Below are 24720 nucleotides of genomic sequence, written 5' to 3' on the forward strand. Positions count from 1 at the left end.
TAAGAATAACTTTTGGTTCGGTTTTAAGGCTCATTTCAACAGCTTATGAAATCATTGCCTATAATAAGCGCAATGAAGGGATACAACTATGCTTCAGTGTTTATTTTCAACTTTGCAATTCTGAATTCCTAGGATGGCATTCGCTGGACAATAGCGGGTAGCACCAGTAATGATGGGCACGAATCCTATTATTCCCCACCAGCTTCTGTAATAAAGTCCAACTAGGATAATAACAGTACCAATCCCAATTCTTATTGCTTGCTCCGTTTTCCCAACATTACATTTCATCTAATCCCTCCTAAAAAATACTTTAAAGATGGTTAATATTATAATCATTCCTAATCAAAGTATGCAATCTAGATATTTTATTAGTAAAAAGATTACAAATAAATATATCTTTCATTAAAGATCCCAGTAGAGTATTCATGGAAGGCTGGCGATATTACAGCTTTATTAATTTAAACAGGATTTTCTTTTTTCTCTGTCACTCCATAAGGTGAGGCTGCTGTAATGAATACAGCAGCCTGTTAAGCAGCTACTGTAACAATTACCTTTTCTTTATAGTTTGTGTATCGGGATCCATGGTTATATCTTTGGTATATTCTTCAAGATTCATTTCATCGCTTTTACTTACTATTTTAGGATTAAAAGAAAGAATAGATGAAGTTTTATACCCTCCAGTCACATTTAGGACATGAAAGCCATTTTGAGATAATATTCGATCGGCAATATACCCTCTTATACCGACTTGACAATACTCAATAATTGTTTTATTTTGATCTAACTCATGTATTCTGTCTCTCAGACTATCTACAGGTATATTGACTGCCCCATCTATATGACCGCTTTTAAATTCTTCTTCGGTTCTCACATCTATGAGCGTATAGTCGTCCTTGTCATGATTAGCTATGTCTTTCCAAGCGACCATATGGGATCTTCTTGCTAAAACGTTTTGAGCAACAAAACCAGCCATATTTACAGGATCTTTAGCAGATGAAAATGGGGGAGCATAACAAAGTTCTAGTTCTGTTAAATCTTCAACCGTTCCGCCTAATCTTATCGTTGTTGCGATAACATCTATTCTTTTATCTACTCCTTCGTATCCTATACCTTGTGCGCCTAAAATCTTTCCTTCCTCATTAAAGATAAGTTTTAGCGCCATAGGTCTTGCATCAGGGTAATAGGAAGCATGAGACATGGGATGAACATAAATAACCTTGTAAGGAATTGTAAATCTTTGTAGTGTTCGTTCATTAGCTCCTGTGCTTGCCGCAACTATATTAAAAACTTTAATAATAGATGTACCTTGTGTTCCCTTATAGGTTGAATGTATGGCGCAAATATTATCGGCCGCTATTCTTCCTTGTTTATTGGCAGGACCAGCAAGTGGAATCGCTGTTTCTCTCTTAGTTATAAAGTCCATTACTTGTATTGCATCTCCTACAGCGTAAACCCCATCGATGTTTGTTTGCATGTTTTCATTTACGATAATATGACCCCTTGGTCCAAATTCCAAACCTGAATCGTTTAAAAAAGCAGTATCAGGTGCAACTCCTATTGCTAATATAGCTATATCTGCATGAAGTTTTGTATCACTATTTAATACCACTTGTATTTGTTTTCCTGACTCGTTAAAGGCTTTGACACCATCATGAAGGAGCAATTTGATTCCATGGTCAGTTAGTTCTTTCTCAGCCATCACAACCATATCTGAATCAAAAGGGGCAAGGATATGAGGGGCAGCCTCGCAAAGCACCACTTCAAGTCCCCTTTCTTTTAGATTTTCAGCCATCTCTACCCCAATATACCCACCACCAATTACTACGGCAGATTTTGTTTCATTCTTATCAACATAAGCCTTTATAGCATCCGTATCGGCAATATTTCTTAAAGTAAAAATGGTATCATGATCAATACCAGGAATGGGAGGTTTTAACGCTTTCGTTCCAGGGGAAAGGATTACATAATCATAGCCTTCTTCATACGTTCCCTTATTTTTGCTTTGAACTGTCACTTTCTTATTCTTTGTATCAACATGTGTAACCTCACTAAAAATTCTAACATCAATATTAAATCTGGCTTTCATCGCATCAGGAGTTTGTACTAAAAGTTTATCTCTGTCCTTTATAACTTCCCCAATGTAATAAGGAAGTCCGCAGTTTGCGAAGGAAATATGTTCGTCTCTTTCAAACATTATGATTTCAGCTTTCTCATCAAGTCGTCTAAGCCTTGCAGCAGCGGAAGCACCACCAGCAACTCCGCCAACTATTAATACTTTTTTATTCATTGTACCCTCCTATACTTATTCATTTATTTATATCCCTTCCTCTACTAGAGTTTGATGTTTTTTTATCTGACATACATAATATGTAATAAATTTAGTTCATCCATCACAATAGTCATTAAGTTATAACATAATACACATACTTGTACTGGTGTATTATATAGAAGCCAAAAAGATAAATACGTTCAAAAAATTTTCTGTTAGAGCCAAATTCGGCAACTAGCAATCGCATTTTATTGTATGATTATTAGAAATGAACATGTACTAATGAGGAGAGTCTTATGCCAGTTAAAATCACACCTACGGGAAAACAATTGATTTTTCAACAAATAGCCAGTCTTGAACAAGAATTAAAGCAAGTACGTATTGATAAAAATATTGCCTATCATGCTTGTGGCGATGATAAGTTAGCCAATCCTAATTTTCATAAATTAGAGCAAGATGAATACTTATTAGAAAGACGCATTCACGAAATTCAACATACGTATACAACAGCTGAGTATATTCAATTTGATGAACGTAATACGGAAACAGTTGATATTGGCTCTATCGTTAAGTGTTCGTTTGAGTATACAGATTTTACGGAAGAAGAAATATATGAAATCGTAGGGTACGGTGAATCGAATATAGAAGAAAACAAACTTTTCTATGATACACCGGTTGCGATGAAGTTGATAGGTTTAAAAATTGGCGAGGAAACTATTTTATTCATTCCTTCAGGAAAAGTGAAATGTAAGGTGTTAAAGTTGTATAGCGGGTGGGACGAAGTAGGGATTCGTTAAAAGATAGTTATTGAAATCTCTACTAGCAGGAGTTATCACTACAATTCGAATGAAAGAAACCATAAATAAGTAATAGTTTTATAAAACCTTTATCACTTTTGGAACTCGCGGGTGCGTTAGTTCAAGAAATTAAAGGCAGGAATCATAGTAATGAACTGATAGTGATAATAATGGCAGATTAGGATTTATTTTGTCAAACGATGAAGATAATTTAAATTTTATGATAAAATTCAGGTAGAGAAACTTTAATAATCATATATTGGAAGGACACCAACGTGATTTCGAAAAATAAAAAAACGACTTTGAAGCCGGCTTCCGTGCTAATTATAATCATAAGCTCAATTTTACTAAACTTTATTACTCCTCTGTATGCAAAGGCTGAGAATAGAATGGATGTAAAACCAGATACTCTTCGTTTGCCGCTTTCTTCCTACTTAACGATCATAAAAGATTCCCAAAAAAATATGGATATGAATGAAGTTCTTCGAATGATGAAGGACCATTCGGCTGAGAATTTCGTTGAAAAGAAAACAAACATCGGCCTAACCTCGGCTGCTCATTGGGGTTATGCTGAAATTTATAATGATTCCCCAGCCCCGCGGACGCTGATTTATGAGATTGATGGAAGAAATGAAAATATTGAGTTATATATTGAAAACTCATCTGGAACATATGAGATAAAAAAAGCAGGAACTGAATATCCCTTTTCGCAAAATGGTATAAAGTATCGAAATATTGCCTATGAACTCAAGTTTCAACCATATGAACAGAAAAAAGTAATCATTAGAAATACCTCTTTAATTGTGAGGTTTCCAATAACTATTTGGGATCAAACGACTTTTATCGAAAAATCTACGAGTGATGCTAATTTTTTAGGTATTACATATGGAATTTTCCTGATCATGATTGTTTATAATCTCTTTCTCCTTTTCTCTTTGAAGGAAAGAATATACTTGTATTATATAATGACAGTTTTAAGTTGCTTGCTCTTTTTTATGGTAATTAACGGCACTGCGTATATGTATCTTTGGCCTAATCACCCTTTTTGGGAAACAAGAAGCTACATGTTTTTCGATACCTTTACGTTATTTTGGTTTTTCCTTTTTTTAAAGAATTTTTTAGAAACGAAGAAATATTTACCGAAAATGAACATGGTTATTGTATTTATGATTATTTTAAACGTCTTTGGGATGTTTGCTTCAGTCAGCTTAGATTTTGTTTTGAGCAGACATATTCTACCTTTCATTAACTTTCCTTCACTTGGAGCCGGTTTATTGGCAGGAATCTGCTTAATCAAAAAACAAAGACGTATTGCAATTACCTATTTAATTTCCTTTTTCCCTGTTTTTTTTGGATCTTTTCTTTATTTATTCAAACAGTTTGGACTCCTTTCTTATAATGTGATGACAGAATATTCTTTGCAAATCGGCTTTACGTTGCAAATTGCCTTCTTATCTATTGCACTAGCAGATAAAATTAATATGTTGAAAAATCAAGTAATGATGGCAAATGATACAGCACTGAAAGCCCAGCAAGATGTAACCATTCATTTAGAAAAAAAAGTACGGGAAAGAACTGTAGCGTTAGAAGAAGCAAATCTGAAATTGCGAAATTTATCAAATATCGACGGCCTTTCCTCTTTATTTAATCGGAGATACTTTGACGAAATGCTACAAAAAGAATGGCAGAAACATATAAGTGAAAATAAACCAATATCACTACTAATCTGCGACATTGATTTTTTCAAAAAATATAATGATAACTATGGTCATCTCGCAGGGGATTTGTGCATTCAAAGTGTCGCAAAAGAAATAAAAGAATGCTGTTCGCCTAGTGATATTCCTGCCAGATATGGCGGAGAAGAATTTGTGATTCTGATGAGGGATACAAACGAAGAAAGAGCGAAAGAAATCGGCGAACGATTACGACAGAATGTATTCCATTTAAACATACCGCACGAAGCATCTTTAATGCATCATATCGTGACTCTAAGTATCGGAATGTCTACCCTTTATCCTGACGCAATCGGTAACGAAAAGACTCTTTTGGAACTCGCCGATAAGGCTTTGTATTATAGCAAAGAGAATGGAAAGAACAGAGTTACAGTATATAACGAGAATTTTTAACAATAATCCCAAATTCGATGCTTCATTTTTTCGAATTAATGCGGCACCAGTACCTCGCCCATCAGAAAAATGAGTAGCATCAATCCTATAAATGTGACAAGAAAAACGAAAATAGAGCGTTCTTTCTTTTTAAAAATGGATATCATGCCTATAAGAAAAGCACATACCCCTGCAGTAAGCCCAATAACCATAGGTATAGTAACAGCAAGATTATTAAAAAAGGTTTGATCCTCAATTGGGCCCTGTACTTGTGCAACAATTGTACCAAGAGCTAATAAAAGAAAGAACGTACTAAGTAAACCAATAGACCATTTACCAAGAAAAGTACTTGGGAGGAATTTTCTTTTCATAACCTCATCCCCTCTCATCGTTCTATTTCTTATTTTCATTATATCAGTTCTGCAATTTATCGAAAACAGACGGTTTATTATCGAAAGCAACATATTTATTATCGAATCCACCTCTTCACCTCCATAAAAAAACCTGTACCAGGCTACCCTGGTACAGGTTTCTTCGTAATAAATTAGGCCATTACAGGAACAGCCGTTTCCTCTACTTCTTTTTTCTTAGATCTATGTTTTTTCTCTAATAATTACGCCCGATTGTTTACTATCATTATTTATAGGTTCACCATATTGTATCTAAATGAGGCTCTACACTTTTCATTTTTTCAGAAAAAAATAATCTCTAAAAGGTTTCCACGATATTTCATAAAAAGATCATTTTTAGTCTGTAAAGTAGTTTAGAAAATGTTCTGCAGCTTTAGTAAGTTGGTGTTGTTTCAAAAATATAATAGCCGGTTCAATATATAATGAAAAATTCTCTATTTCAAGGATTTTGATATCTTGATTAAAGGTCACGTAAATTTCTGATTTTGGAATAATAGAAATTCCGATTCCAGAGGCAACAAAACTCAGCAAGGTAGAAATATCTTTACACTCTATCACGATATTCGGAGAAAACTGATGCTTATGGAAGTGGCTTAGAATTGTTTCGTAAACGGAATACCCTTCCATAGGACCTAGCATGAGAAAGGGATAATCAATTATTTCCTTTAAACTCACTGTATTTTTAACAAATCGACTTTTCCAACTCGATGGAATCACCACTACAAAAGGGTCCCGCGGAAGACTTCTCACTCGATAATCTTGTAATTTCGTGGGAAGAACCATGAAAGAAAGTTCAATCTCCCGTTCGACTAGTAATTTCTGAAGGTAAGAAGAATCCCCATTCCAAATCTTTATAAATACATTTGGATACTTTTCCCTAAAATTACGAACGTTTTGAGGAAGGAAATTAACGCAACTGGAGGATACCCCAATTGATAAGGTACCCCGAATTCCCTGTTCCATTTCTCTGATTTCTTGTTTAATCGAACTGATGTCTTGCAACATGTGAACAGCATGTCTATATAAGATTTTCCCTGTCTCAGTTAACTCCCATTGATGGGTGTACCGTTTGATTAGAACAGTCCCTAGTTCTTCTTCTAAACGTTTAAGCTGTTGACTTAGAGGTGGTTGTGCCATATGTAATAATTCCGCTGCCTTCGTGATATTCCCTTCATCCACTATTGTTTTAAAGTACTTTAGTTGTCTAATATCCACTATGTCTACCCCGTCATATATTTTTTATATACTATTATAACAATAAATATATTTTTTATATGATGGGAAATTTGTTAAGATAATTTTATTGTTCTTTCTTGTGTATTTTTTCTTTTTCTGCAGCTTTTCAAACACATAGAAAAATAATTCCAAACAATTCGAGGAAATTTAACGGAAAAGGAGATCTGATATGAAGGAAAAATTATGGACGAAAGACTTTATAAGTGTTACAACTACTAATTTCTTTCTAATGTTAACCTTTTACTTATTAATGGTAACCATTTCTGTATTTTCAGCAAACGAGTTTCACTCAACTGAAAGTCAGGCCGGCTTAGCTTCTAGTATTTTTGTTATTGGTGCACTAGTTGGGCGTCTATTTGGTGGAAGATACGTGGAAAGCATTGGTCGGAAAAAAATACTTTTAATTGGCCTAATTTTAATTGTTATTTCATCGGTTCTATATTTTGGGGTTAATAGTTTTGTGTTACTTATAGCGAATCGTTTATTACATGGTTTCGCATTTGGAGTTGCTGGGACTGCGACAGGGACAATCATAGCCCAAGTCATTCCAAAATCCAGAAGTGGAGAAGGAATAGGTTACTTTGCTTTGAGTATGACATTGGCAACCGCTATTGGACCTTTTGTAGGTATATTTATTCTTCAACGGTATAGCTTTAACATCATTTTTGTTTTTTGTTTAATCTGTGTATCTATTAGTTTACTTTTAGCTCTTTTCATAAAAGTTCAAGAGATTTCACTAACAGAAGAACAAATAGAAGAAATGAAAAGATTTAGACTTTCTAACTTTATTGAACCCAAATCTGTACCTATTACACTCGTTGCTACGGTCACTGCTTTTTGTTATTCAGGTATTATATCTTTTCTCACATTCTTTTCGACTGAAAATCATTTAACTGAAGCCGCGAGTTTCTTTTTGTAGTATATGCTTGTGCTGTACTATTTACGAGACCATTTACTGGTCGTTGGTTCGACTCGAAAGGTCCAAACTTTATCATGTACCCAGCAATTATTTCCTTTATCATCGGTATGTTTATTCTAAGTCAAACACATAACGGTATCATTCTTTTAATAGCTGGTGCTTTTATCGGTTTTGGATATGGAACATATATGTCAAGTAGTCAAACAGTTGCAGTCAAGGTTGCACCCCCTCATCGTATCGGGCTAGCAACATCAACTTTTTTTATTCTTACAGATATAGGTCTAGGGATTGGACCTTTCCTACAAGGATTTCTAGTTCCTACAATAGGATATAATGGATTATATATCACCCTTGCTATTTTATTAGTGGTTTGTTTACCATTACATCATTTCTTATACGGAATAAAAGCTCATTCGGAAAAAAGATCTGATTCTACAGTAGAAGCACATTCATAAGAAGTAACCAATCACATGGCTTTTTATTGAGGAAAAATAATAAAGGCAATGCACCTTTTTAAATTGTGCTTGCCTCTCTTTTAACATTTGGGATTATAGTCTTTTTGAATTTTAATAATAAACCTCACTTACTTATGATACGGTTCACCGCACATGCTATACTGGCAGTTGTTTCATGAATTTTTCCACGCCTGCTTTTCCCCTAAGAATATCACAGCTTTTTTTATCTGTTTTTTAATGTAAAAATTTGAAATGAACATATATTAAAACAAGTACCTTTCCCTGTGTAATAGGACCTTTTTCTTATGCATATTTTTATTCTTAAGTTATTATGTTTTTTGGAGGAGAAGCCAATGAAAAGTTATCCTTCCTACCCTTATTTCAACAAGAAAACTGAATGCTATGAAAAATTTATTGCTTTTCCACCACAGCATCAGAATCAACAGCCCGGCATGGAGTACTTAATGAACCCTCGACCTATCTTTGAAAACCCATCCTATATAGGCAGTCAGAAACTTCAAGGCCATGTAGCCATTATTACAGGAGGTGATAGTGGTATTGGGCGTGCCGTTTCTATTGCATTTGCCAAAGAAGGTGCCGATATCGCCATAGCATATTTGAATGAGCATCAAGATGCTGAAGAAACCAAAACTATAATTGAACAATTAGACAGAAAATGTATACTGCTACCTGCTGACCTGCGATATAAAGATCAGTGTGATAAGGTTATTGAACATACCATAAGAACCTTTGGAAAATTAAACATCCTCGTCAATAACATTGGGGTCGTCTATCCCCAACAATCTCTTTTGGAAATATCAGAAGAACAACTTATTTCTACCTTCGCAACGAATATCTTTTCCTATTTTTTCATGGCACAGGCAGCATTGCCTTATTTAAATCCAGGGAGTTCCATCATTAATACTGCCTCAGCAGCTGCCTACCTTGGAGAAAAGTCGTTAATTGATTATTCTTCTACGAAAGGGGCAGTTGTTTCTTTCACACGTTCTCTCTCATTATCGTTAGTCGATTATGGTATTCGCGTAAATAGCGTAGCACCTGGCCTGACTTGGACACCATTAATTCCCTCCGCGTTTTCAGCAGAAAATGTATCATTATGGGGCACTAGTACTCCCTATGGACGTGCAGCGCAGCCCTTTGAACTCGCGCCGACCTATGTTTATCTTGCCAGCCAAGATTCCTACTATGTAACAGGTCAAACACTGCATGTAAATGGCGGGATCTTTACCGCCACTTAATTAACATTTTTTTGGATTTATTGTTTCCACCATTTCTTATAAAAGAAACCTGCACCAGCCTGGTACAGGTTTCTTCGTTATAAATTATTCCATTACAGGAACAGCCGTTTCCTCTACTTCTTTTTTCTTAGATTTTTGCTTTTTCTCTAATTTAAGTTGTTTTAATAACATGGTGCATAGAGCTCCTATGATAATAAATAGCAGTCCCGTGAAAAATACACTATGGAGCGTATCCATTAAGGATGTTTTTAAAATAGGAACGATTTTATCAGCTAAGGCTGCTGGCATTTGCTTTAGTACATCTGGATTAAAGAGCACTTGGTACATGCCTTGCGGATTTGTTGTAATTGTATCCTTCATTTTTGCTACAAGTGGTCCTGCTTGTGCAGGCAATGTATTTAAATACGGAACGAGGTTGTCGTTCAGCATTGTTTCGGATTTACTGTTCATGACCGCGCCTAATACCGTAATTCCAAATGTTCCCCCAATGGAGCGGAAGAATTGGCTCGATGAAGTGACGACGCCAAGTTCGTGTGGCGGGAATGTTTCTTGCAACGCAAGCGTAAGCGTTGGCATAACAAATCCCATTCCGAGTCCAATAATGGCCATATATGAAGTTGCAGCGAGCTGCGTCGTTTGCATATTTAATGTTGATAAGAGCCAGAAGCCGCCTGCCATGACGATCATACCGAAAATAATTTGCGTCTTCATTCCGATTTTATATACAATTTGTCCGCCGATGATACTTGCAAATATCATCGAAATCATCATGGGAGTCATGATTGTACCCGATTGCGTGGCACTTACTCCGACAATCCCTTGCATAAAGAATGGAACGAACGTAATGGCACCAAACATCCCGATGCTCATGAAAAATCCAATCAGATTAAGCGGAGTAAAAATTCTACTTTTGAACAAGTGCATTGGCAAAATAGGTTCTTTTGCTTTTCTTTCAACAAACACGAAGCTTACTAAGCCAATTACCGCTAGGACAAACAAGCCAATCTCCTGCCAGGAATCCCAGGCGTAATCTTTTCCGCCAAAGCTAAGGCCAAGAAGTAAGCTGACAATCCCGACAATCATCGTAATCATACCGGCAATATCGAATGAAATCGGTCCGGTATGTTTCTTCGCTTTAATCCCCAAGGTGATAAAAATCGTCGCAATGATTCCAACAGGAAGGTTGATAAAAAACACCCAGTGCCAATTTAAGCTATCTACAATCCAGCCGCCTATTTGCGGGCCAATTACGGATGCAAGGCCGAATATTCCGCCGAATACCCCTTGAAATCTTGCACGTTGTGCCCCTGTAAAAATATCACCAATTACAATCATCGCCATTGGCATTAAGACACCGCCGCCGATTCCTTGTAAGGCACGGTATAAAACGAGTTGCGTCATCGTAGTAGCTGTTCCGCATAAAGCAGAAGCGACCATAAAGATAATAAGCCCCGTTACATAAACGGACCGGCGTCCGAGTAAATCAGATAACTTTCCAGCAATCGGTACAACCGTCGTGGATGTTAACAAATAAGCGGTTGTCATCCATGTCATCATACTGAGGCCACCAAGATCACCGACAATACGAGGCATAGCGGTTCCGACTATCGTCCCATCAAGCGCAGCAAAAAACATCGCAATAATGAGCCCAATAATTAATAATGTTCGATTATACTGATGTGATTCCATTGTTGAACTCTCCTTTTTATCTATCTATTTTGCTGTGCAGCTATCTCTGCAAGCTTTTCAGCAATTTCTGCAAACTTCGTAAGCTCCTCTTCTGACAAGAAAGAAAGATACCGTTTAACGATTGCTTTTCGTTCGACTAGGATTTTTTGAAATTTCTCATCCCCTGCTTCTGACAAGCGAATGTTTACGACGCGGCGATCCTTGTCATCGTGCACGCGCATAATAAACCCATGCTGCTCGAGCCGGTCCATCATAAACGTCATCGCACTTGGCTTCACATCCATATGATCCGCAAGCTCGGATACCTTACACTTTCCTTGTCTTTGAATCAGTGATAAGACGATAAATTGTGACAACGTAATCCCATGCACACTCATGCTCTTCAACATTTCAGCTTGCATTTTTCGAATCGCTTCTTGAAGTGCCGATTGAATTCGGTCAATCAGCTGCTCAGCTTTCTCCATAGTTAATCCCCTTTTATATTTTTATACACTAAATATATTATTTTGCTAATATTTAATCCTAGTTAAATATATATGAAGTATAAATAAATTTCAAGTAAAACGTTCATTGGAATTTCGACCGTATCTCGCATGCATGAAAAAAGGTCACTGAAACGGAATTCCTGTTTCAGTGACCTGGATAAAGTGGGTTTCTTCTTATGTCATCTACCTAAATTAAGCACTAATCTCACTTGAGTTTGCTTTCTTTTGTCGTTGTTTCTTTGCTTTTCGGAAATGGAACAGCTCATAAACGACTGGGATAACAACGAGTGTTAGCAAGGTTGCAACGGCTAAGCCGCCGATTACAACAATGGCAAGACCTTGCGATACGAGGCTTGCACTTTCTGCTTGTTTAAAGAGAAGCGGAACCATGGCCCCAATGGTAGCAAATGCTGTCATAAGGATTGGACGCATCCGCGTTGAAGCAGCTTCCACAATCGCATCACGAATAGTCATCGTTTGTTCATTATGCTTCACGCGGTCGAGCAATACAATTGCGTTTGTTACAACGATACCGATAAGCATTAATGCACCAAGCAGTGACGTTTGATCCACTGGAATGCCGCTAATTAACAGGCCGAGAATCGCACCAATGGCTGCAAGTGGTAAGGAGAACAAGATGGCTATTGGAGCTCTTAGAGACTTAAAGGTAACGACCATGATAATGAACACTAAGCAAATAGATGCTAACATCGCCATAAACAAATCACTGAAATCATCGGATTGTTGCGCGCTTGCTCCGCCGACATAGACCTTCGTATTTTCTGGTAAGGATAGTGCTTTTGTATTTTTATCTCCATTAATAAAGGCATTTAAGCTTGTGGAAATGGACGATAATTTCGCTGGATCCACTTCGGCCGTAACGCGAATAAATTGGTTTCCATCCTTATGGAAGATGCTAGTTGGCTTATCCTCTTGCTTCAGTTCTGCTAGTTTCGAAATAGGGGTCATGCCTGTAGCAGTTGTAACCGGAATTTTCGTTAAATCATCCTTTGATTTTGGATCGATAATTGGTTCTAATTGTACAGCCGTTTCTTTATTATCTACTGTCACTGTACCGAGCGGTGTCGTATTTAACATAACGCCTAGTTGACGGCTCACCTGTTGTACATTGGCAACAGATTGGTTGATTTCGAATGAATAGACCGTTTTGTTCTCATCTTGGTTCGTTTTTGCAGCTTTCACACCGTCAATTGTTTTTGCTTTTTCTTCAATTTTCTTTGCAACGGTTTGTAAATCCTCTAGCTTCTCTCCGGTTACATCGACCGTTATAGATGTTGGTGCATTTGATAACATGGACGAAGCCTGTGCGGTAAACGTCGCTCCCGGGTAGTTCACACTTTGTTTCTTGATTTCTTCCGTAAATGAATCTAAATCCTTTTCATTCTTTAAAAATATGAAAAATCGCGCTGACGTCGGAGATCCTACATTGCCGTATTTCGCCGCATCATTTGAGTTTCCGATTTGTAAAGAAGAAATTTTCACCTGATCTTGCTTGGAAATATAGTTTTCGAGATCCGCTGCATGTTTCTTTACTTCGTCGATTGGAGTGTTATTTGGATAGCTTAGCATTACACTAACCGTATCCGCCTTTTCCTTACTAATTGCCCCCTTCGGCATCGCAATATACGTTCCGATTGATCCGAAAAATAGGAGTAGTGAAGTAATGAGAATCAACCATTTGTGATTCAGTGACCATGTCAAAAACTTGCTAAAACGAACAGCTGGCTTGTGCTCTCTTATCTTCGCATTTTTTAATAAGCTTGAGCTCATAAGTGGTACTACTGTTAAAGCGACCAATAAAGAAGAAAGTAGCGAATACGTAACCGTTAAGGCAAAAGGAAGCACTAAATCTTGCAAACCACCACTAACCAAACCGATTGGTAAAAATACAGCAACTGTCGTTAACGTAGAAGATGTAATTGCTGTTCCAACTTCTTTTACCGCATCAAGAATGAGAGATGATGAAAATTTTTCCGTTTGCATTCTTCGGAAAATATTTTCAATGACAACGATACTATCATCAACAAGGCGCCCTACTGCCACTGCAACGCCGCCTAGCGTCAGAATGTTTAACGTAATTCCACTTCTTGATAATAAGAATAACGTGAAGCAAAGCGATAATGGAATGGAAATGATCGTAATGAACGTCGTACGAATGCTGCGCAGGAACAACATGATCACAATCGTAGCAAACAAGGCGCCGAGCAATACTTCATTCATCATACTTGTCACAGAGGACTTCACAGTGTTCCCTAATGCCAGTAAAATCTCGGCATGAACATTTGAATACTTATCATTGACTTGCTTCGTTACTTTTTCAATATCCTGGCTCACGGATACTGCGTTCGACTGACCATCCTTCGTCACAACGAATAATAAAGCCTCTTTCCCGTTTACATGCGTCACTACATTTTCTGCCTTCTTGATGTCAATCGTTGAAATGTCTTCAAGCTTTACATTTGGAGCAACTTGAAGCTGCTTTAAATCAGTTATATTTTTAACATTGCCGATAACTTGTAGGTTCCCTGTTTTTCCATCAATATTCTTTTCTCCTAACGTTACCGCAACATTTTGCCCTTGCAGCGACGTTATAACGCTTTCCATGCTAACTTGTTTTTGCTGTAGCTTCTCAGGATCCAATTTGATCGATACATAAGAATCGGTAATACCTGACGCTTGAACGCTGGCTACCCCTTTCACATCTTGGAACATCGGCAGAATGCTTTTTTTCGCTAATTCGACATTTGCCGGTGTAAGCCCTTCATCAAAGGTAAACGCAACGTCTACGATTGGAATCATAGATGTGTTTAATAAAACAATATTCGGTTTGGATACATTTGCTGGAAGTGTAACTGAACCTAGTGCATCTTGTACATCTTGTTTTGCTTTGTCTAATTTCGTTTTCGAATTAAACGTAATATCAATTTTCGTAAAGCCATCACCAATCGTTGAGTACGTATTGGTCTTTCCAGGCACAGTAGTAACCGCTCGTTCAATCGGCTCTGCTACTTGCTTTTCCATACTGCTTGAATTCAACCCCTGCCCCATCACTACCACAGAAATTTGCGGGAAATTCGCAGAAGGGAACAGTTCCATCGGCATCGTCCGATAGCTTACAATCCCCAAAACAAAAATAACAAGAGTCATAATCAAAACAGCAGCCTTATTGCCGAAAGACCACTTTGTAAAAATTGACACGATTCCACCTTCTCTTTTCATAATATTTCCACAAAATCATTGTATCATCAGTTCACACCCTCTTAACATATGCTTATTGTCACATTTTTTATAGATTTCCTATGACGAATAGCACATAACAGTAGGATTGTGATGGGAATGGAGATATTTAGTATCGAAATCGGCGGGTGGATGATGGATAGTCAAAATTCATTATCGAAACGGAGCTGTTTATTACCGAAAACCGGCTACTTATTATCGAAATCAGATGGTTTATTATCGAATCCAAGTTTCAACGAGGCATCGTTAGAACTAATTACCTTTGGACCGCCATCCGCAATTTTGACCGTTCGTGTGCAACACATTATTCCCTTCCAAGCATCCACATTGTGTAATACAATTGTCATTGAAGAGGCATGTCGAGATACACGAATGGAGGTAAAAAAGATGGATGTTGCACAAGTGAAAATATATCTGAAAGATCCTTCCAAAGCTATTTTAGATGCCAAGAACCACGAATTTACCCAGTTCGAAATGCAAGACGGTCTTGATGCTTTATATAATCAATTAAAACTAAAACAAAAGGGACCCTTCTCAGGAATTGGATCCTTATTAACAAATATCTATCAATGGGATGCCTTGAAGCTTATTACTTCACAAGATTACTTGGATAGTAGGATAAACCCATTTATAGAAAAAATGAACGCAGAATTACAATGGACTCTGAAACAATATGATGATTTTATGGATTGATTCTCTGTAAAGCTCTCATTTTATCTCCAGTTATGAAAACCTAAAGGAGGACTCCCCTTTGGAACACGAACTAAAAGAACTCATAAAAAAATGCGATGAAGCAATTAAGAAAGAAGATTTCGACACGTTAATGAACTACTATACAGATGATGCAATTTTAGTTGTAAAGCCAGAGATGATTGCACAGGGAAAAGAACAAATCAAAAAAGCCTTTATTGCAATCGCCAAGTACTTTAATAACAGCATCGTACCTACGCAAGGGGAAATGATGATTTTAGAAGCGGGCGACACAGCACTAGTCCTTTCCCAAACCCTTCTTTCTGCGGATAAAGGGGATTCGGAGTTTTCCATGGACCGACGCGCAACCTATGTATTTAAGAAAAATACAGCGGGAAAGTGGCTATGTGCGATTGATAACTCATACGGAACGGAACTGCTTAGTAAGTAGATAAAAAAATGCCAACCCATATAAGGCTGACTTATTATTGGCGGCTTGTTTTTGTTCTTACTAAATCACGCTGATTTTCCTAACCAGGAAGAGTACGCTGTTTATGACTTTGTGAAGAAATGTACGTAAACTAATCTGCCATGTTCGTTTCTGGCAGAAACTTGTATGCTTTTATGTTGTTTCATATCGTGACGCATTTTCTAAGGTTTGATTTGTTTACCATTACAAAATCAAAACCCCTTCAAATACGATCGAAGGGGTTTGTAACTATTATTTTTTCTCGAAGATAACGAAAAAAACACCCGTAAGAATGAGGATGGAGCCGATCCAAAACGTTACACCAATGCTCTCTCCTAGAATCAGCCATCCGAGTAATGTCCCTACCACGGGTTGAAAGAAGAAAAATATCCCCCCACTTGAGGCATTCAGCATTTGTAATCCACGATTCCAAAGTAGAAATCCACCTGCTGTTGATACAATGCCCAAATACAAGATTCCTCCCCAAATGGCCGGATGAGTCAACTCGGAGATAGGAATTGCGTGTAATCTTGGTAAAACAAAAGGAGTCAACACGATCAGGGCTACCAAGATGGAATAGGTCGTTACCACAATTTGTGAATACTCACTCGGCACACGCTTTACAAGTACGGACATAAGTGCCCATGTTAAAGCGGCAATAAGCAGTGAAATGCCACCTAGTTTACTAGACAGATTCACATGACCGACTCCAACAATGAGAAAAACCCCAATTGTCGCTAAACAAACGGAGAGTCCTTTTTTTAATGTCAACCGTTCTTTAAGAAGTAAGCGTGCAAAAATAACCATAAATGCTGGTGTTGAAGAAGTGATGATGGCTCCCATTTGTGCTGAGGACAACATGGTACCCGTTTCCTGCGTCACGATTGAAATGGTGTTACCAATTACTCCAATGGCTATGATGATTAAGAAATCGCGTTTCTCGATTCGCCAATTTTGCCGTGTAAAGAAGCCGAAAACGAGAAGTGCAACAATAGCCACTAAATACCGCATCCACACAAGTTCCAGTGGGGGTATAACTGCTACTACAATTTTAACAACAACGTACATACCGCCCCAAATACTGGAAGCTAAAGCTAAATATATAGAACCTAATAAGGTGGTTTTCATTTTTTATACCCTCCGTATTTTGTTTAGGTCGAAAATGCCCCTAACGGAGAGATGTAGTCACCTTCACTCCATTAAGAGCAGAAGCGTGCTACTGGTACATCGTTTTCATATAAGGAAGTCCAATACATTTCGATTCACCTCTCGTCCTACTTAACTACAATAATCTGTGTTTTATTGTAGCAGAATATTTAGTTTTTTTACATGTTTAGAGCTTCCTATACTAAGAGTTAGATTGCAGAATTGTCCTTAAAAACCGGGGTGTTTTCGTTCAAAAAATAAGAGTAGTGGTGAAAAATGACCCACTGCTCTTGAATCCCTTAGAAGCTCCCTTTTAAATGCCAGATGACCATCTAACATTAAGAAATAAATACTAAATCGTTTATGCATACTACCCGTTTTCTTTCCTCACAAATGACTTCTTTCGATAAACCCTTTTATTGACTGATTCAAGTATTTCGCTGCCTTCGTAGGGACTTGATGCTTCACATGATCAATCCCTAGCAAATCACTGTGCGGCAATTTTTCATGCATGCGCTTTGCGTAATAGGAAAAAATTTTATCCATCTTCCCATACACAACTAAAATCGGCTGCTTTATGTCCGCTAGTTGATTGGTGCAGTTATAATGCAGACTGTATTGATAATACTGTTCCACATTTTCTGCATTTCCTCTTCTAGCTGCTTTAAACATTTTGACAAATAACTTCCTCGTATTCGAATTACTCCATGAAACAGACCATGCCAAAATAGAAACAGCGCCAGCTTTAGCCAGCCTCATTCCGAGCATTATTTTATTGTTCAAATGTGCATCGTTCACTTCCGACATACCGCTGATGACAATTCCTCCAAGTGCCTGGCTTGCAAAAACCTGCAGAAACTCTAGGACGATAGAGCCTCCAGTCGAATATCCGCATAGAAATGCTTGTTCAATTTGTAAATGATCGAGTATACAGCAAATATCCTGTGCAATGAGTGGATAGGTGATGGGCTCATGTGAAAATTGACTTCTGCCATGACCTCGCATGTCAAAGGTAATCACTTTAAAGGATTTACTTAATTCCTCGATTTGGTATGTAAAATTTATACTCGTTAATACAGGAGGGTGAATGAAAACGATTGGAATCCCGCTTCCTTGCACTGAATAATAGAGGCTGCACCCGTCTACTTCTAGCATTGGCATAAATATGATTCCCTCCATTTGGTGAAACTTTTTTTGACTTTAAAGCGCTGTTCTTCCCTTTAGGACTTACATCTACTCCTACTATTTAACAAGGGAAACTACTTTATACAAAAAATCTCCTGAGCCCCTCTTTCCTAATCTGATTTTCTCCATAATACCGATCTAAGCAGTCAAACTTTACATTTATCTGTACATCCATTAAACTATTCAATAAATCAATTGAATAGTTTAATGGATGGTGAAGCGTATGAATAAAAAAAGAGAATTTAAAGATGCCATTTATAGTCAAATCGCCCGAATCGGCAAAGCAATGTCCAGTCCGAAACGATTAGAGTTACTAGATATACTTTCTCAATCTCCGAAAACCGTAGAAACACTTGCCAGAGAAACGGAAATGAGCGTAGCCAATGTCTCACAACATTTGCAAACACTTCGCGAGGCCCATTTGGTGGAATCAAGCAAACAAGGGAACTTTGTTTTTTACAGATTAAGTTCTCAGGCTATCGCTACCTTTCTGATAGGGATGAGGAATGTAGCTGAGGAACAAATTATAGAAATCCAATCTATCTATGATCAGTTCTTTTCAAGTCAGGATCCGGCAGAGCCAATCACGTCTGTAGAGCTGTTAGATCGCCTTAAGAAAGGAAGCGTCACTCTCCTTGATGTACGTCCAAAGGAAGAGTATGCAGCCGATCATATTCCAACTGCCATTTCCATACCGATTGATGAATTAGAGGACCAACTAGTAAATCTTCCGCAAGATCAAGAGATCATTGCCTACTGCCGAGGACGTTATTGCGTGTATTCCTTACAAGCCATCAATCTCTTGCGTTCTAGGGGATACAAGGCTGTTCGTTTAGAAAATGGGGTACAAGAATGGAAACAAGCCGACTTTCCTTTAGAAGGTGAATCTAATTTGCACTAATTAAAAAAATATGAACTTGTATGTCTATGTTGAACCCATTTGAAAAGCAATCATGTTCAAGTACGGAGGAATTGATATGAATCAACATAAAATGCAGCAGCTCCCTATTCAAATTGGACTGAAAGAAAATGCCTTATTCTTTTCACTACTCGTTTTGATTAACTTGTTTGTCGGTTCAATGGTAGGATTAGAACGAACCGTCTTGCCATTACTTGGGGAAAAGGTATTTGGACTCGCTTCCGCAAGTAGTGCATTGTCTTTCATTGTGAGTTTTGGCTTTACAAAGGCTATTGTTAATCTCATGGCCGGCGGGATTGCGGATCGGATTGGACGAAAACGGGTATTACTTGTTGGTTGGACGATGGGCTTGTTTGTCCCGCTTCTCGTCATTTGGGCGCCTTCGTGGTGGTGGATTGTCGTTGCGAATATGTTTCTTGGTATCAACCAAGGACTTGCTTGGTCAATGACGGTCAATATGAAGATTGATGTAGTGAAGTCGAATCAGCGTGGTATGGCAATCGGCTGGAATGAGTTTGCTGGATATAGCGGCGTAGCACTCGCTTCTATACTTTCCGGCTATGTAGCTACCCACTATTCGTTGCGACCAGAACCATTTTATCTAGGCATTGTATTCAGTATAATCGGTCTCCTCCTATCTTTTTTCACAAAGGATACAGGTGACTATATCAAACTACAAGTACAGAAGCACAAACAAGCTCTTCCTAAAGAGCAACTGTCTACAAAAGAAATCTTTCGTAAAACAACGTGGAAAGATCAAACCTTATCCAGTTGTAGTTTTGCAGGTCTTTCCACCAATCTAAAAGACGGCATGGCTTGGGGATTGTTTCCCGTATTCTTTCTACACTCTGGTCTTTCTATTAGTCAAATTGGTGTGATTGTGGCGCTTTATCCAGCGGCATGGGGATTCTTCCAACTATTCACTGGAGCGTTAAGTGACCGTATTGGCCGAAAATGGCTCATTGCTTCTGGCATGTGGATCCAAGCTAGCAGCATTTGGTGGATTGTTTTTACCGGTACCTATACCTCTTGGTTAGTCGGTGCGATTGCACTAGGACTTGGAACTGCCATGGTTTATCCAACTCTGCAAGCAGCCATAAGTGATGTGGCACATCCAGACTGGCGTGCTTCTGCGATGGGCGTATACCGTTTTTGGCGTGACAGCGGCTATGCTTTCGGTGCAATTCTTGCAGGAATTTTGACGGATCTACTAAATGTAACGTGGAGTATCGGTCTTGTGGCCTTCTTGCCTTTACTAGCAGGTGTGAATGTAGCCATTCGAATGAAGGAAACACTAAACAAATAGATACAAAAGGAGTTGTGATGTAGCTATGGCTTTGTTTGATCATTCTGCAAAAACGTATGACGAGTGGTGCAAAACCCCGCTTGGTTCATTCGTTGATACCGTAGAAAAACAAATGATCGTCGAACTGTCGGACCTAAAACCAGGAGAACAGGCTTTGGATATTGGTTGCGGAACAGGTATATACTCTCTTTTACTAGCATTACACGGACTAGAAGTGACGGGCATTGATATTTCTTCTGAAATGCTGCAGAGAGCAAAAGAGAAAGCAGAAAAACAAAAGCAATCCATTCATTTCATGGAAGGAGACATTCATAACCTCCCTTTTGAAGACAATACGTTTGATTTAGTCATTTCAAACCTAGTACTTGAGTTTGTTGATTCTCCTAACGATGTGATAGCAGAAGGAATGAGAGTGTTAAAACCCGAAGGCCGAATGGTAGTCGGGATGATTGGTAAAAAAAGCGATTGGGCTAAAATGTATAAAAAACGCGGAGAAGAAAAAAAGGAAAGTGTTTTTGCAGGAGCACATTTTTTTAGTTTAGAAGATATAAACAAGCTATATCAGAACGAGCCATCCTTGACTCGGTTCGGATTATATGTTTCTCCTCATGAATTTATTTCGCAAGAACTTGCTTATGATTTAGAAAAGGAACGTTCAGCAAAACAGCAAGAAGAAGGCGCTGGTTTTATTGTTGCACAGTGGATTGCTTTGAAATAAGGTGTGATTAACTAATCAATAATATCCTTCATACGAAAGGCAAATGGTACGAGCATGTTTTGACCAAAACATGCTCGTACTTATTTTTGTTCGATTAGCTTCTTTCACGAAAGCCATACGACGAACTTATTATTCCCACAGCTTATATCTATCTGCAATGTTCTCTAAGCTTATTCTTCCGCGTTGCATAGATGGCGGACAAATCTCATTATATTTGGTTATTTTTACGTTTATTTCATCCATTGCATCTTTTATTGTTGATTCCATGGCGTTCTGTTCCATCATTTGCAATGTTGAAGCAATTTTCTCCCTTATTTCCTTTTGCAAGTTTATCCAAGGAGGTAAGTAACCTGCATCTTTTGCTATATTTAAAAAATTACTGTATACATCTCCGCTAAAGAAGCTGTTCGGAAAGGGTTTCCCGAATCCTGGAATTTTCTTTACTTCTTCATCCATTTTGGAATCTTTGATAATCTGATCAATCAAATTAGGATTGTTTCCCATATGTGTCTCCCCTTTCTAAAATAATTTGATTTTCTTACCAAATGAAAGGAATGAGCCGATACTGTGTTTGTAAGCAATACTCTTTATAGCCGCTAAGCTCTCTTAAAAGCACTGCTTCTTCATTTTTTATTCGGAATAAAAGGGTAGGTATTATAAAGAGCATCGGTATGATTGCAAAATAAGATCCAAGTGCTAGTGGCAGAAAGAAAGACATGATTACCATTCCTAAGTACATCGGATGGCGAACGATTGAATAAGGACCTGTTGTAATAACATGCTGTTCATTCTCTACTTGAATAACAGTGGAAGCATAGCTATTTTCCTTAAAAACAACGAAAATAAAAATATATGCTGCAAAAACAATCAGGTTTGATACCATTACAAGCCATATTGGTTCATGAGACCAATGAAAACGGAAATCAATCCCCGGAATAAGAAATCCAATATAATATAGTTTAAAAAAGGCAGGCGCTTTTTTAGTAGTAGCTTCCTCTCTAACCTTCGTTCGTCTTGCTAAAAGTTCAGGATTCTTTTTGCTAAAGTAAATTGTAATGAAAAGAGTAAGTAAGGAGAAACCAAACCAAAAAATCCAAGCTTCCCAAAACTTCGTTGTGCCTGCAGGGAGAAATAAGATCATCCACATAACGATCATAAGTAGCATTGGAACGATATACATCTTTAGCTTTGACACGCTATTAGTCCCCATTTCGATTTCCTCCCTGATTACTATCATTCTGACCGATAATTAAGATATTTTTGTATAAGTTGCTTATGTTTCATCTGTGCCGGGGAAAGAACATTCTTTGCCATCTCATTGAATAAAAGTTCATTCGTTTTTCCAAATCCAGATTTATCATGTAACATTTCTTTTAGAAATGGCACACTCTTTATAAATGCAGCACCTTCCCTTGCCAGAATTTCAATTTCAGGATCGTCTTCAGACATTTGCTTCAATTTAGAAAGACGTCTGCCAAATTCTAGAGCTGTTTGAAATTGTTCGGGATGTGATTGAAAGTATTCAGCCATTAATTTAAAATTTTCTTGGTGATCTTCTCCCCATTGAAAGTCTTCTAGAATACCAAAAATATTACGTTGTTGATCAAAGAGTTCAGGATATGCGATATACTTTTCCCTTTGCTCGGGTGCCAATATTTGTGTAACCATTTGAAATAATTCAGATTCAGAGGAAGTATCTTCAAGCTGTACTGCTTGTTGACTTAGTAATAGTTCTATCTTTGCTAATTGCTCCTCGATCGTCGTTTTCTCATGTGAAAGTTCAGCTCGCAATGACTGCAGGACTTCTCGCAAAGTTCTGTGGCTCTGTGTATCTCCTACTATTTCTTTTATTTGTTTCAGGTCTAGCCCTAATTGTTTTAAATGTTTAATCATTCTCATACGAGCAAGTTCCTCTGCTCCATACAAACGATAACCACTTGCAGAACGTTTTGGTTCTTGCAATATACCAATTTTATGATAATACAGCACGGTCTTTAATGTACTTCTAGTTAATTTGACGAAATCACTAATTTTAATTTGATTATCCACCTATATCCTCCTCGATTTCATTGTAAACTCTACCCTAAGGGTGGAGTCAAATCAATCCTAAAAATCATTATTGGTAACGAAGAGCTTCCCTGTGGGCTTTTCAACATGGTTGCAAAAGTTTCCTAAGTTCTTTTTATTTTAAATTACCCAGATTTGACTGAAGGTAAAATAAGAAGAGTATAAGCCATATAACTATTCAAATGTCATGCCAAAAAATAAAGTGATGCTTAAAAAAGTTACGCATATCCATTTTTAAACTGCAAATAATAACAATTGACGAATATGATTGTGGCATGACATTTAAAGAACTAGGACGTGGATTATATGGAGTTTTTTAGTGGTCAAGTATCACTGACCACCGTACAATGGGGCTTAAGAGCGGTTATTGGTTTCTTCTTTTTAATAATCATAGCTAAGCTAATGGGACAACGATCTATTTCACAGTTTAGATTTCTGGATTTTGTTATTTCGTTGATAATAGGGAATATTATTGCCCATCCTTTATCAGATGAGAAGTTAGGATTACAAGGTTCTATGATTACCATGAGTGTACTAGTAATTTTATACCTTACGGGAGTGTTTTTAAGCTTAAGGTGGGATTTACTAAGGAAAATTTTTGATCCTCCTCCCATACCACTTATAGAATATGGGAAAATTAATTACAAAAATTTAAATAAAGCTAGAATATCAATTGATAATCTTTTATCTGAACTACGAAAAGAAAAAACTGAAGATATTCAAAAAGTGGCACTTGCATTATGGGAACCCGGAGGTACCATATCCATATTCCTATATCCTCAATATAAGCCAATCACTTATGCTAATTTCAATTCAGTAGAACCTTTTGATTTTCCTAAAATCATTATTAAAGAACAAAAAATTATTTACAGCGAGTTAAGACAACTTGGAAAAGACGAACAATGGCTATTAAATAAAATAAAAACATCATATAACGTAAATTTAAGCGATATATTACTTGCCACTATTGGAAATGATGAAGATATTAAAATATTTTTGTATTAATTAATTCACAAAAGCCATATTTTATTCTACCGTTTTTCAAGTTCAACTACAGATGTTCTTTTTCTTTTGTTTGTGGCATTCTAATAATGGTTCTTACGATAGTTTGGTGAAATGAAGAAACAAACAATAATCCTGTTCCTGTTATTGAAACCAATGAGAAGGATAAAGAGCAAAAAAAGCAAGAAATTGAGGAAATGCTTAAAAAGTTAAGAGCTTAAAACAAAGGAAGATGAGACGTGAACGCAACAGACAAAAAACATGTTGATTTTACAGAGGATCTACAAAATGAGGTCTTTACCAAAAATATTAAATCGATGTACATTCAATCAAACG

At 37.4% G+C, this 24720-nt stretch carries 22 protein-coding genes and 1 pseudogene; 11 read left to right on the forward strand and 12 right to left on the reverse strand.

What is annotated here, in order from left to right:
* Window positions 1–93: 93 nt before the first annotated feature.
* Together ACAN53_RS10370 and ACAN53_RS10375 are read right to left on the reverse strand one after the other, a co-directional pair.
* Window positions 94–288, reverse strand: coding sequence for a YgaP family membrane protein (locus ACAN53_RS10370; RefSeq protein WP_379969649.1), 195 nt, complete (start codon window positions 286–288; stop codon window positions 94–96).
* A 259-nt stretch (window positions 289–547) separates the two neighbouring features.
* Entirely contained in the window at window positions 548–2287 is a 1740-nt protein-coding gene (locus ACAN53_RS10375; RefSeq protein ID WP_379969651.1) for a CoA-disulfide reductase, read from the reverse strand.
* Between the two features lie 278 nt (window positions 2288–2565).
* Here ACAN53_RS10375 and ACAN53_RS10380 point away from each other — a divergent pair, with 278 nt between their 5' ends.
* Both ACAN53_RS10380 and ACAN53_RS10385 read left to right on the forward strand, forming a co-directional pair.
* On the forward strand, window positions 2566–3066 hold the full coding sequence (locus ACAN53_RS10380; protein ID WP_379969653.1) for a GreA/GreB family elongation factor: 501 nt from the start codon (window positions 2566–2568) through the stop codon (window positions 3064–3066).
* A gap of 275 nt (window positions 3067–3341) precedes the next feature.
* Window positions 3342–5192, forward strand: coding sequence for a sensor domain-containing diguanylate cyclase (locus ACAN53_RS10385; RefSeq protein WP_379969655.1), 1851 nt, complete (start codon window positions 3342–3344; stop codon window positions 5190–5192).
* Between the two features lie 35 nt (window positions 5193–5227).
* On the opposite strand, the gene ACAN53_RS10390 is transcribed toward ACAN53_RS10385, so the two are convergent.
* Window positions 5228–5542, reverse strand: a complete 315-nt coding sequence (locus ACAN53_RS10390) for a hypothetical protein (RefSeq protein ID WP_379969657.1) — start codon at window positions 5540–5542, stop codon at window positions 5228–5230.
* 375 nt (window positions 5543–5917) lie between these two features.
* Window positions 5918–6796: a LysR family transcriptional regulator gene (locus tag ACAN53_RS10395; protein ID WP_379969659.1), complete on the reverse strand. Its 879-nt coding sequence runs from the start codon at window positions 6794–6796 to the stop codon at window positions 5918–5920.
* A gap of 190 nt (window positions 6797–6986) precedes the next feature.
* Here ACAN53_RS10395 and ACAN53_RS10400 point away from each other — a divergent pair, with 190 nt between their 5' ends.
* The 3 genes and pseudogenes from ACAN53_RS10400 (at window position 6987) to ACAN53_RS10410 (ending at window position 9450) form a co-directional block, all read left to right on the forward strand.
* Window positions 6987–7736, forward strand: coding sequence for an MFS transporter (locus ACAN53_RS10400; protein WP_379969661.1), 750 nt, complete (start codon window positions 6987–6989; stop codon window positions 7734–7736).
* Window positions 7737–7783: 47 nt separating this feature from the next.
* Window positions 7784–8191 (forward strand): annotated as a pseudogene (locus ACAN53_RS10405) (MFS transporter); the annotation flags it as partial.
* Between the two features lie 353 nt (window positions 8192–8544).
* Window positions 8545–9450 carry an SDR family oxidoreductase gene (locus tag ACAN53_RS10410; protein WP_379969663.1) on the forward strand — a complete coding sequence of 302 codons (906 nt, stop codon included), beginning with the start codon at window positions 8545–8547 and terminating at the stop codon, window positions 9448–9450.
* An 84-nt stretch (window positions 9451–9534) separates the two neighbouring features.
* On the opposite strand, the gene ACAN53_RS10415 is transcribed toward ACAN53_RS10410, so the two are convergent.
* The 3 genes from ACAN53_RS10415 to ACAN53_RS10425 form a co-directional block, all read right to left on the reverse strand.
* Window positions 9535–11139 carry an MDR family MFS transporter gene (locus tag ACAN53_RS10415; RefSeq protein ID WP_379969665.1) on the reverse strand — a complete coding sequence of 535 codons (1605 nt, stop codon included), beginning with the start codon at window positions 11137–11139 and terminating at the stop codon, window positions 9535–9537.
* A gap of 20 nt (window positions 11140–11159) precedes the next feature.
* On the reverse strand, window positions 11160–11603 hold the full coding sequence (locus ACAN53_RS10420) for a MarR family winged helix-turn-helix transcriptional regulator (RefSeq protein ID WP_379969667.1): 444 nt from the start codon (window positions 11601–11603) through the stop codon (window positions 11160–11162).
* A gap of 213 nt (window positions 11604–11816) precedes the next feature.
* Window positions 11817–14843 (reverse strand): efflux RND transporter permease subunit, encoded by a 3027-nt coding sequence (locus ACAN53_RS10425; RefSeq protein ID WP_379969669.1) that lies wholly within the window; start codon window positions 14841–14843, stop codon window positions 11817–11819.
* Between the two features lie 132 nt (window positions 14844–14975).
* Here ACAN53_RS10425 and ACAN53_RS10430 point away from each other — a divergent pair, with 132 nt between their 5' ends.
* Both ACAN53_RS10430 and ACAN53_RS10435 read left to right on the forward strand, forming a co-directional pair.
* Complete coding sequence (locus tag ACAN53_RS10430; protein ID WP_379969671.1) at window positions 14976–15575, forward strand: hypothetical protein; 600 nt, start codon at window positions 14976–14978, stop codon at window positions 15573–15575.
* A 58-nt stretch (window positions 15576–15633) separates the two neighbouring features.
* On the forward strand, window positions 15634–16023 hold the full coding sequence (locus ACAN53_RS10435; RefSeq protein ID WP_379969673.1) for a YybH family protein: 390 nt from the start codon (window positions 15634–15636) through the stop codon (window positions 16021–16023).
* 270 nt (window positions 16024–16293) lie between these two features.
* Here ACAN53_RS10435 and ACAN53_RS10440 read toward each other — a convergent pair whose 3' ends face one another.
* Window positions 16294–17169 (reverse strand): DMT family transporter, encoded by an 876-nt coding sequence (locus ACAN53_RS10440; RefSeq protein WP_379969675.1) that lies wholly within the window; start codon window positions 17167–17169, stop codon window positions 16294–16296.
* 405 nt (window positions 17170–17574) lie between these two features.
* Window positions 17575–18348 (reverse strand): alpha/beta fold hydrolase, encoded by a 774-nt coding sequence (locus tag ACAN53_RS10445; protein WP_379969677.1) that lies wholly within the window; start codon window positions 18346–18348, stop codon window positions 17575–17577.
* A gap of 247 nt (window positions 18349–18595) precedes the next feature.
* On the opposite strand from ACAN53_RS10445, the gene ACAN53_RS10450 reads away from it, so the two are divergent.
* The 3 genes from ACAN53_RS10450 to ACAN53_RS10460 all read left to right on the forward strand — a co-directional run bounded on the left by ACAN53_RS10450 (window position 18596) and on the right by ACAN53_RS10460 (window position 21315).
* Complete coding sequence (locus ACAN53_RS10450) at window positions 18596–19273, forward strand: ArsR/SmtB family transcription factor (protein ID WP_379969679.1); 678 nt, start codon at window positions 18596–18598, stop codon at window positions 19271–19273.
* 76 nt (window positions 19274–19349) lie between these two features.
* Window positions 19350–20597, forward strand: coding sequence for an MFS transporter (locus ACAN53_RS10455; RefSeq protein WP_379969681.1), 1248 nt, complete (start codon window positions 19350–19352; stop codon window positions 20595–20597).
* 25 nt (window positions 20598–20622) lie between these two features.
* A complete protein-coding gene (locus ACAN53_RS10460; protein ID WP_379969683.1) occupies window positions 20623–21315 on the forward strand; it encodes a class I SAM-dependent methyltransferase in 693 nt (230 codons plus the stop codon).
* 129 nt (window positions 21316–21444) lie between these two features.
* On the opposite strand, the gene ACAN53_RS10465 is transcribed toward ACAN53_RS10460, so the two are convergent.
* From ACAN53_RS10465 to ACAN53_RS10475, 3 genes are read right to left on the reverse strand one after another with little or no spacing between them, the layout of a single operon-like run.
* Entirely contained in the window at window positions 21445–21819 is a 375-nt protein-coding gene (locus ACAN53_RS10465; RefSeq protein WP_379969685.1) for a DnaJ family domain-containing protein, read from the reverse strand.
* A gap of 34 nt (window positions 21820–21853) precedes the next feature.
* Window positions 21854–22525, reverse strand: coding sequence for a methyltransferase family protein (locus ACAN53_RS10470; RefSeq protein ID WP_379969687.1), 672 nt, complete (start codon window positions 22523–22525; stop codon window positions 21854–21856).
* Between the two features lie 23 nt (window positions 22526–22548).
* A complete protein-coding gene (locus tag ACAN53_RS10475; protein WP_379969689.1) occupies window positions 22549–23364 on the reverse strand; it encodes a MerR family transcriptional regulator in 816 nt (271 codons plus the stop codon).
* A gap of 324 nt (window positions 23365–23688) precedes the next feature.
* On the opposite strand from ACAN53_RS10475, the gene ACAN53_RS10480 reads away from it, so the two are divergent.
* A complete protein-coding gene (locus tag ACAN53_RS10480; protein WP_379969691.1) occupies window positions 23689–24387 on the forward strand; it encodes a DUF421 domain-containing protein in 699 nt (232 codons plus the stop codon).
* Window positions 24388–24720: the final 333 nt, after the last annotated feature.

Origin of the sequence: Ectobacillus soli, assembly GCF_042610425.1 — a bacterium.
GTDB lineage: Bacteria > Bacillota > Bacilli > Bacillales > Bacillaceae_G > Ectobacillus.

Excerpts from the sequence above, each read along its gene's own strand:
- ACAN53_RS10370 (WP_379969649.1), bottom strand. The coding sequence starts at position 288 with ATGAAATGTAATGTTGGGAAAACGGAGCAAGCAATAAGAATTGGGATT.
- ACAN53_RS10375 (WP_379969651.1), bottom strand. The coding sequence starts at position 2,287 with ATGAATAAAAAAGTATTAATAGTTGGCGGAGTTGCTGGTGGTGCTTCC.
- ACAN53_RS10380 (WP_379969653.1), top strand. The coding sequence starts at position 2,566 with ATGCCAGTTAAAATCACACCTACGGGAAAACAATTGATTTTTCAACAA.
- ACAN53_RS10390 (WP_379969657.1), bottom strand. The coding sequence starts at position 5,542 with ATGAAAAGAAAATTCCTCCCAAGTACTTTTCTTGGTAAATGGTCTATT.
- ACAN53_RS10400 (WP_379969661.1), top strand. The coding sequence starts at position 6,987 with ATGAAGGAAAAATTATGGACGAAAGACTTTATAAGTGTTACAACTACT.
- ACAN53_RS10410 (WP_379969663.1), top strand. The coding sequence starts at position 8,545 with ATGAAAAGTTATCCTTCCTACCCTTATTTCAACAAGAAAACTGAATGC.
- ACAN53_RS10415 (WP_379969665.1), bottom strand. The coding sequence starts at position 11,139 with ATGGAATCACATCAGTATAATCGAACATTATTAATTATTGGGCTCATT.
- ACAN53_RS10420 (WP_379969667.1), bottom strand. The coding sequence starts at position 11,603 with ATGGAGAAAGCTGAGCAGCTGATTGACCGAATTCAATCGGCACTTCAA.
- ACAN53_RS10430 (WP_379969671.1), top strand. The coding sequence starts at position 14,976 with ATGGGAATGGAGATATTTAGTATCGAAATCGGCGGGTGGATGATGGAT.
- ACAN53_RS10440 (WP_379969675.1), bottom strand. The coding sequence starts at position 17,169 with ATGAAAACCACCTTATTAGGTTCTATATATTTAGCTTTAGCTTCCAGT.
- ACAN53_RS10445 (WP_379969677.1), bottom strand. The coding sequence starts at position 18,348 with ATGCCAATGCTAGAAGTAGACGGGTGCAGCCTCTATTATTCAGTGCAA.
- ACAN53_RS10450 (WP_379969679.1), top strand. The coding sequence starts at position 18,596 with ATGAATAAAAAAAGAGAATTTAAAGATGCCATTTATAGTCAAATCGCC.
- ACAN53_RS10455 (WP_379969681.1), top strand. The coding sequence starts at position 19,350 with ATGAATCAACATAAAATGCAGCAGCTCCCTATTCAAATTGGACTGAAA.
- ACAN53_RS10460 (WP_379969683.1), top strand. The coding sequence starts at position 20,623 with ATGGCTTTGTTTGATCATTCTGCAAAAACGTATGACGAGTGGTGCAAA.
- ACAN53_RS10465 (WP_379969685.1), bottom strand. The coding sequence starts at position 21,819 with ATGGGAAACAATCCTAATTTGATTGATCAGATTATCAAAGATTCCAAA.
- ACAN53_RS10470 (WP_379969687.1), bottom strand. The coding sequence starts at position 22,525 with ATGGGGACTAATAGCGTGTCAAAGCTAAAGATGTATATCGTTCCAATG.
- ACAN53_RS10480 (WP_379969691.1), top strand. The coding sequence starts at position 23,689 with ATGGAGTTTTTTAGTGGTCAAGTATCACTGACCACCGTACAATGGGGC.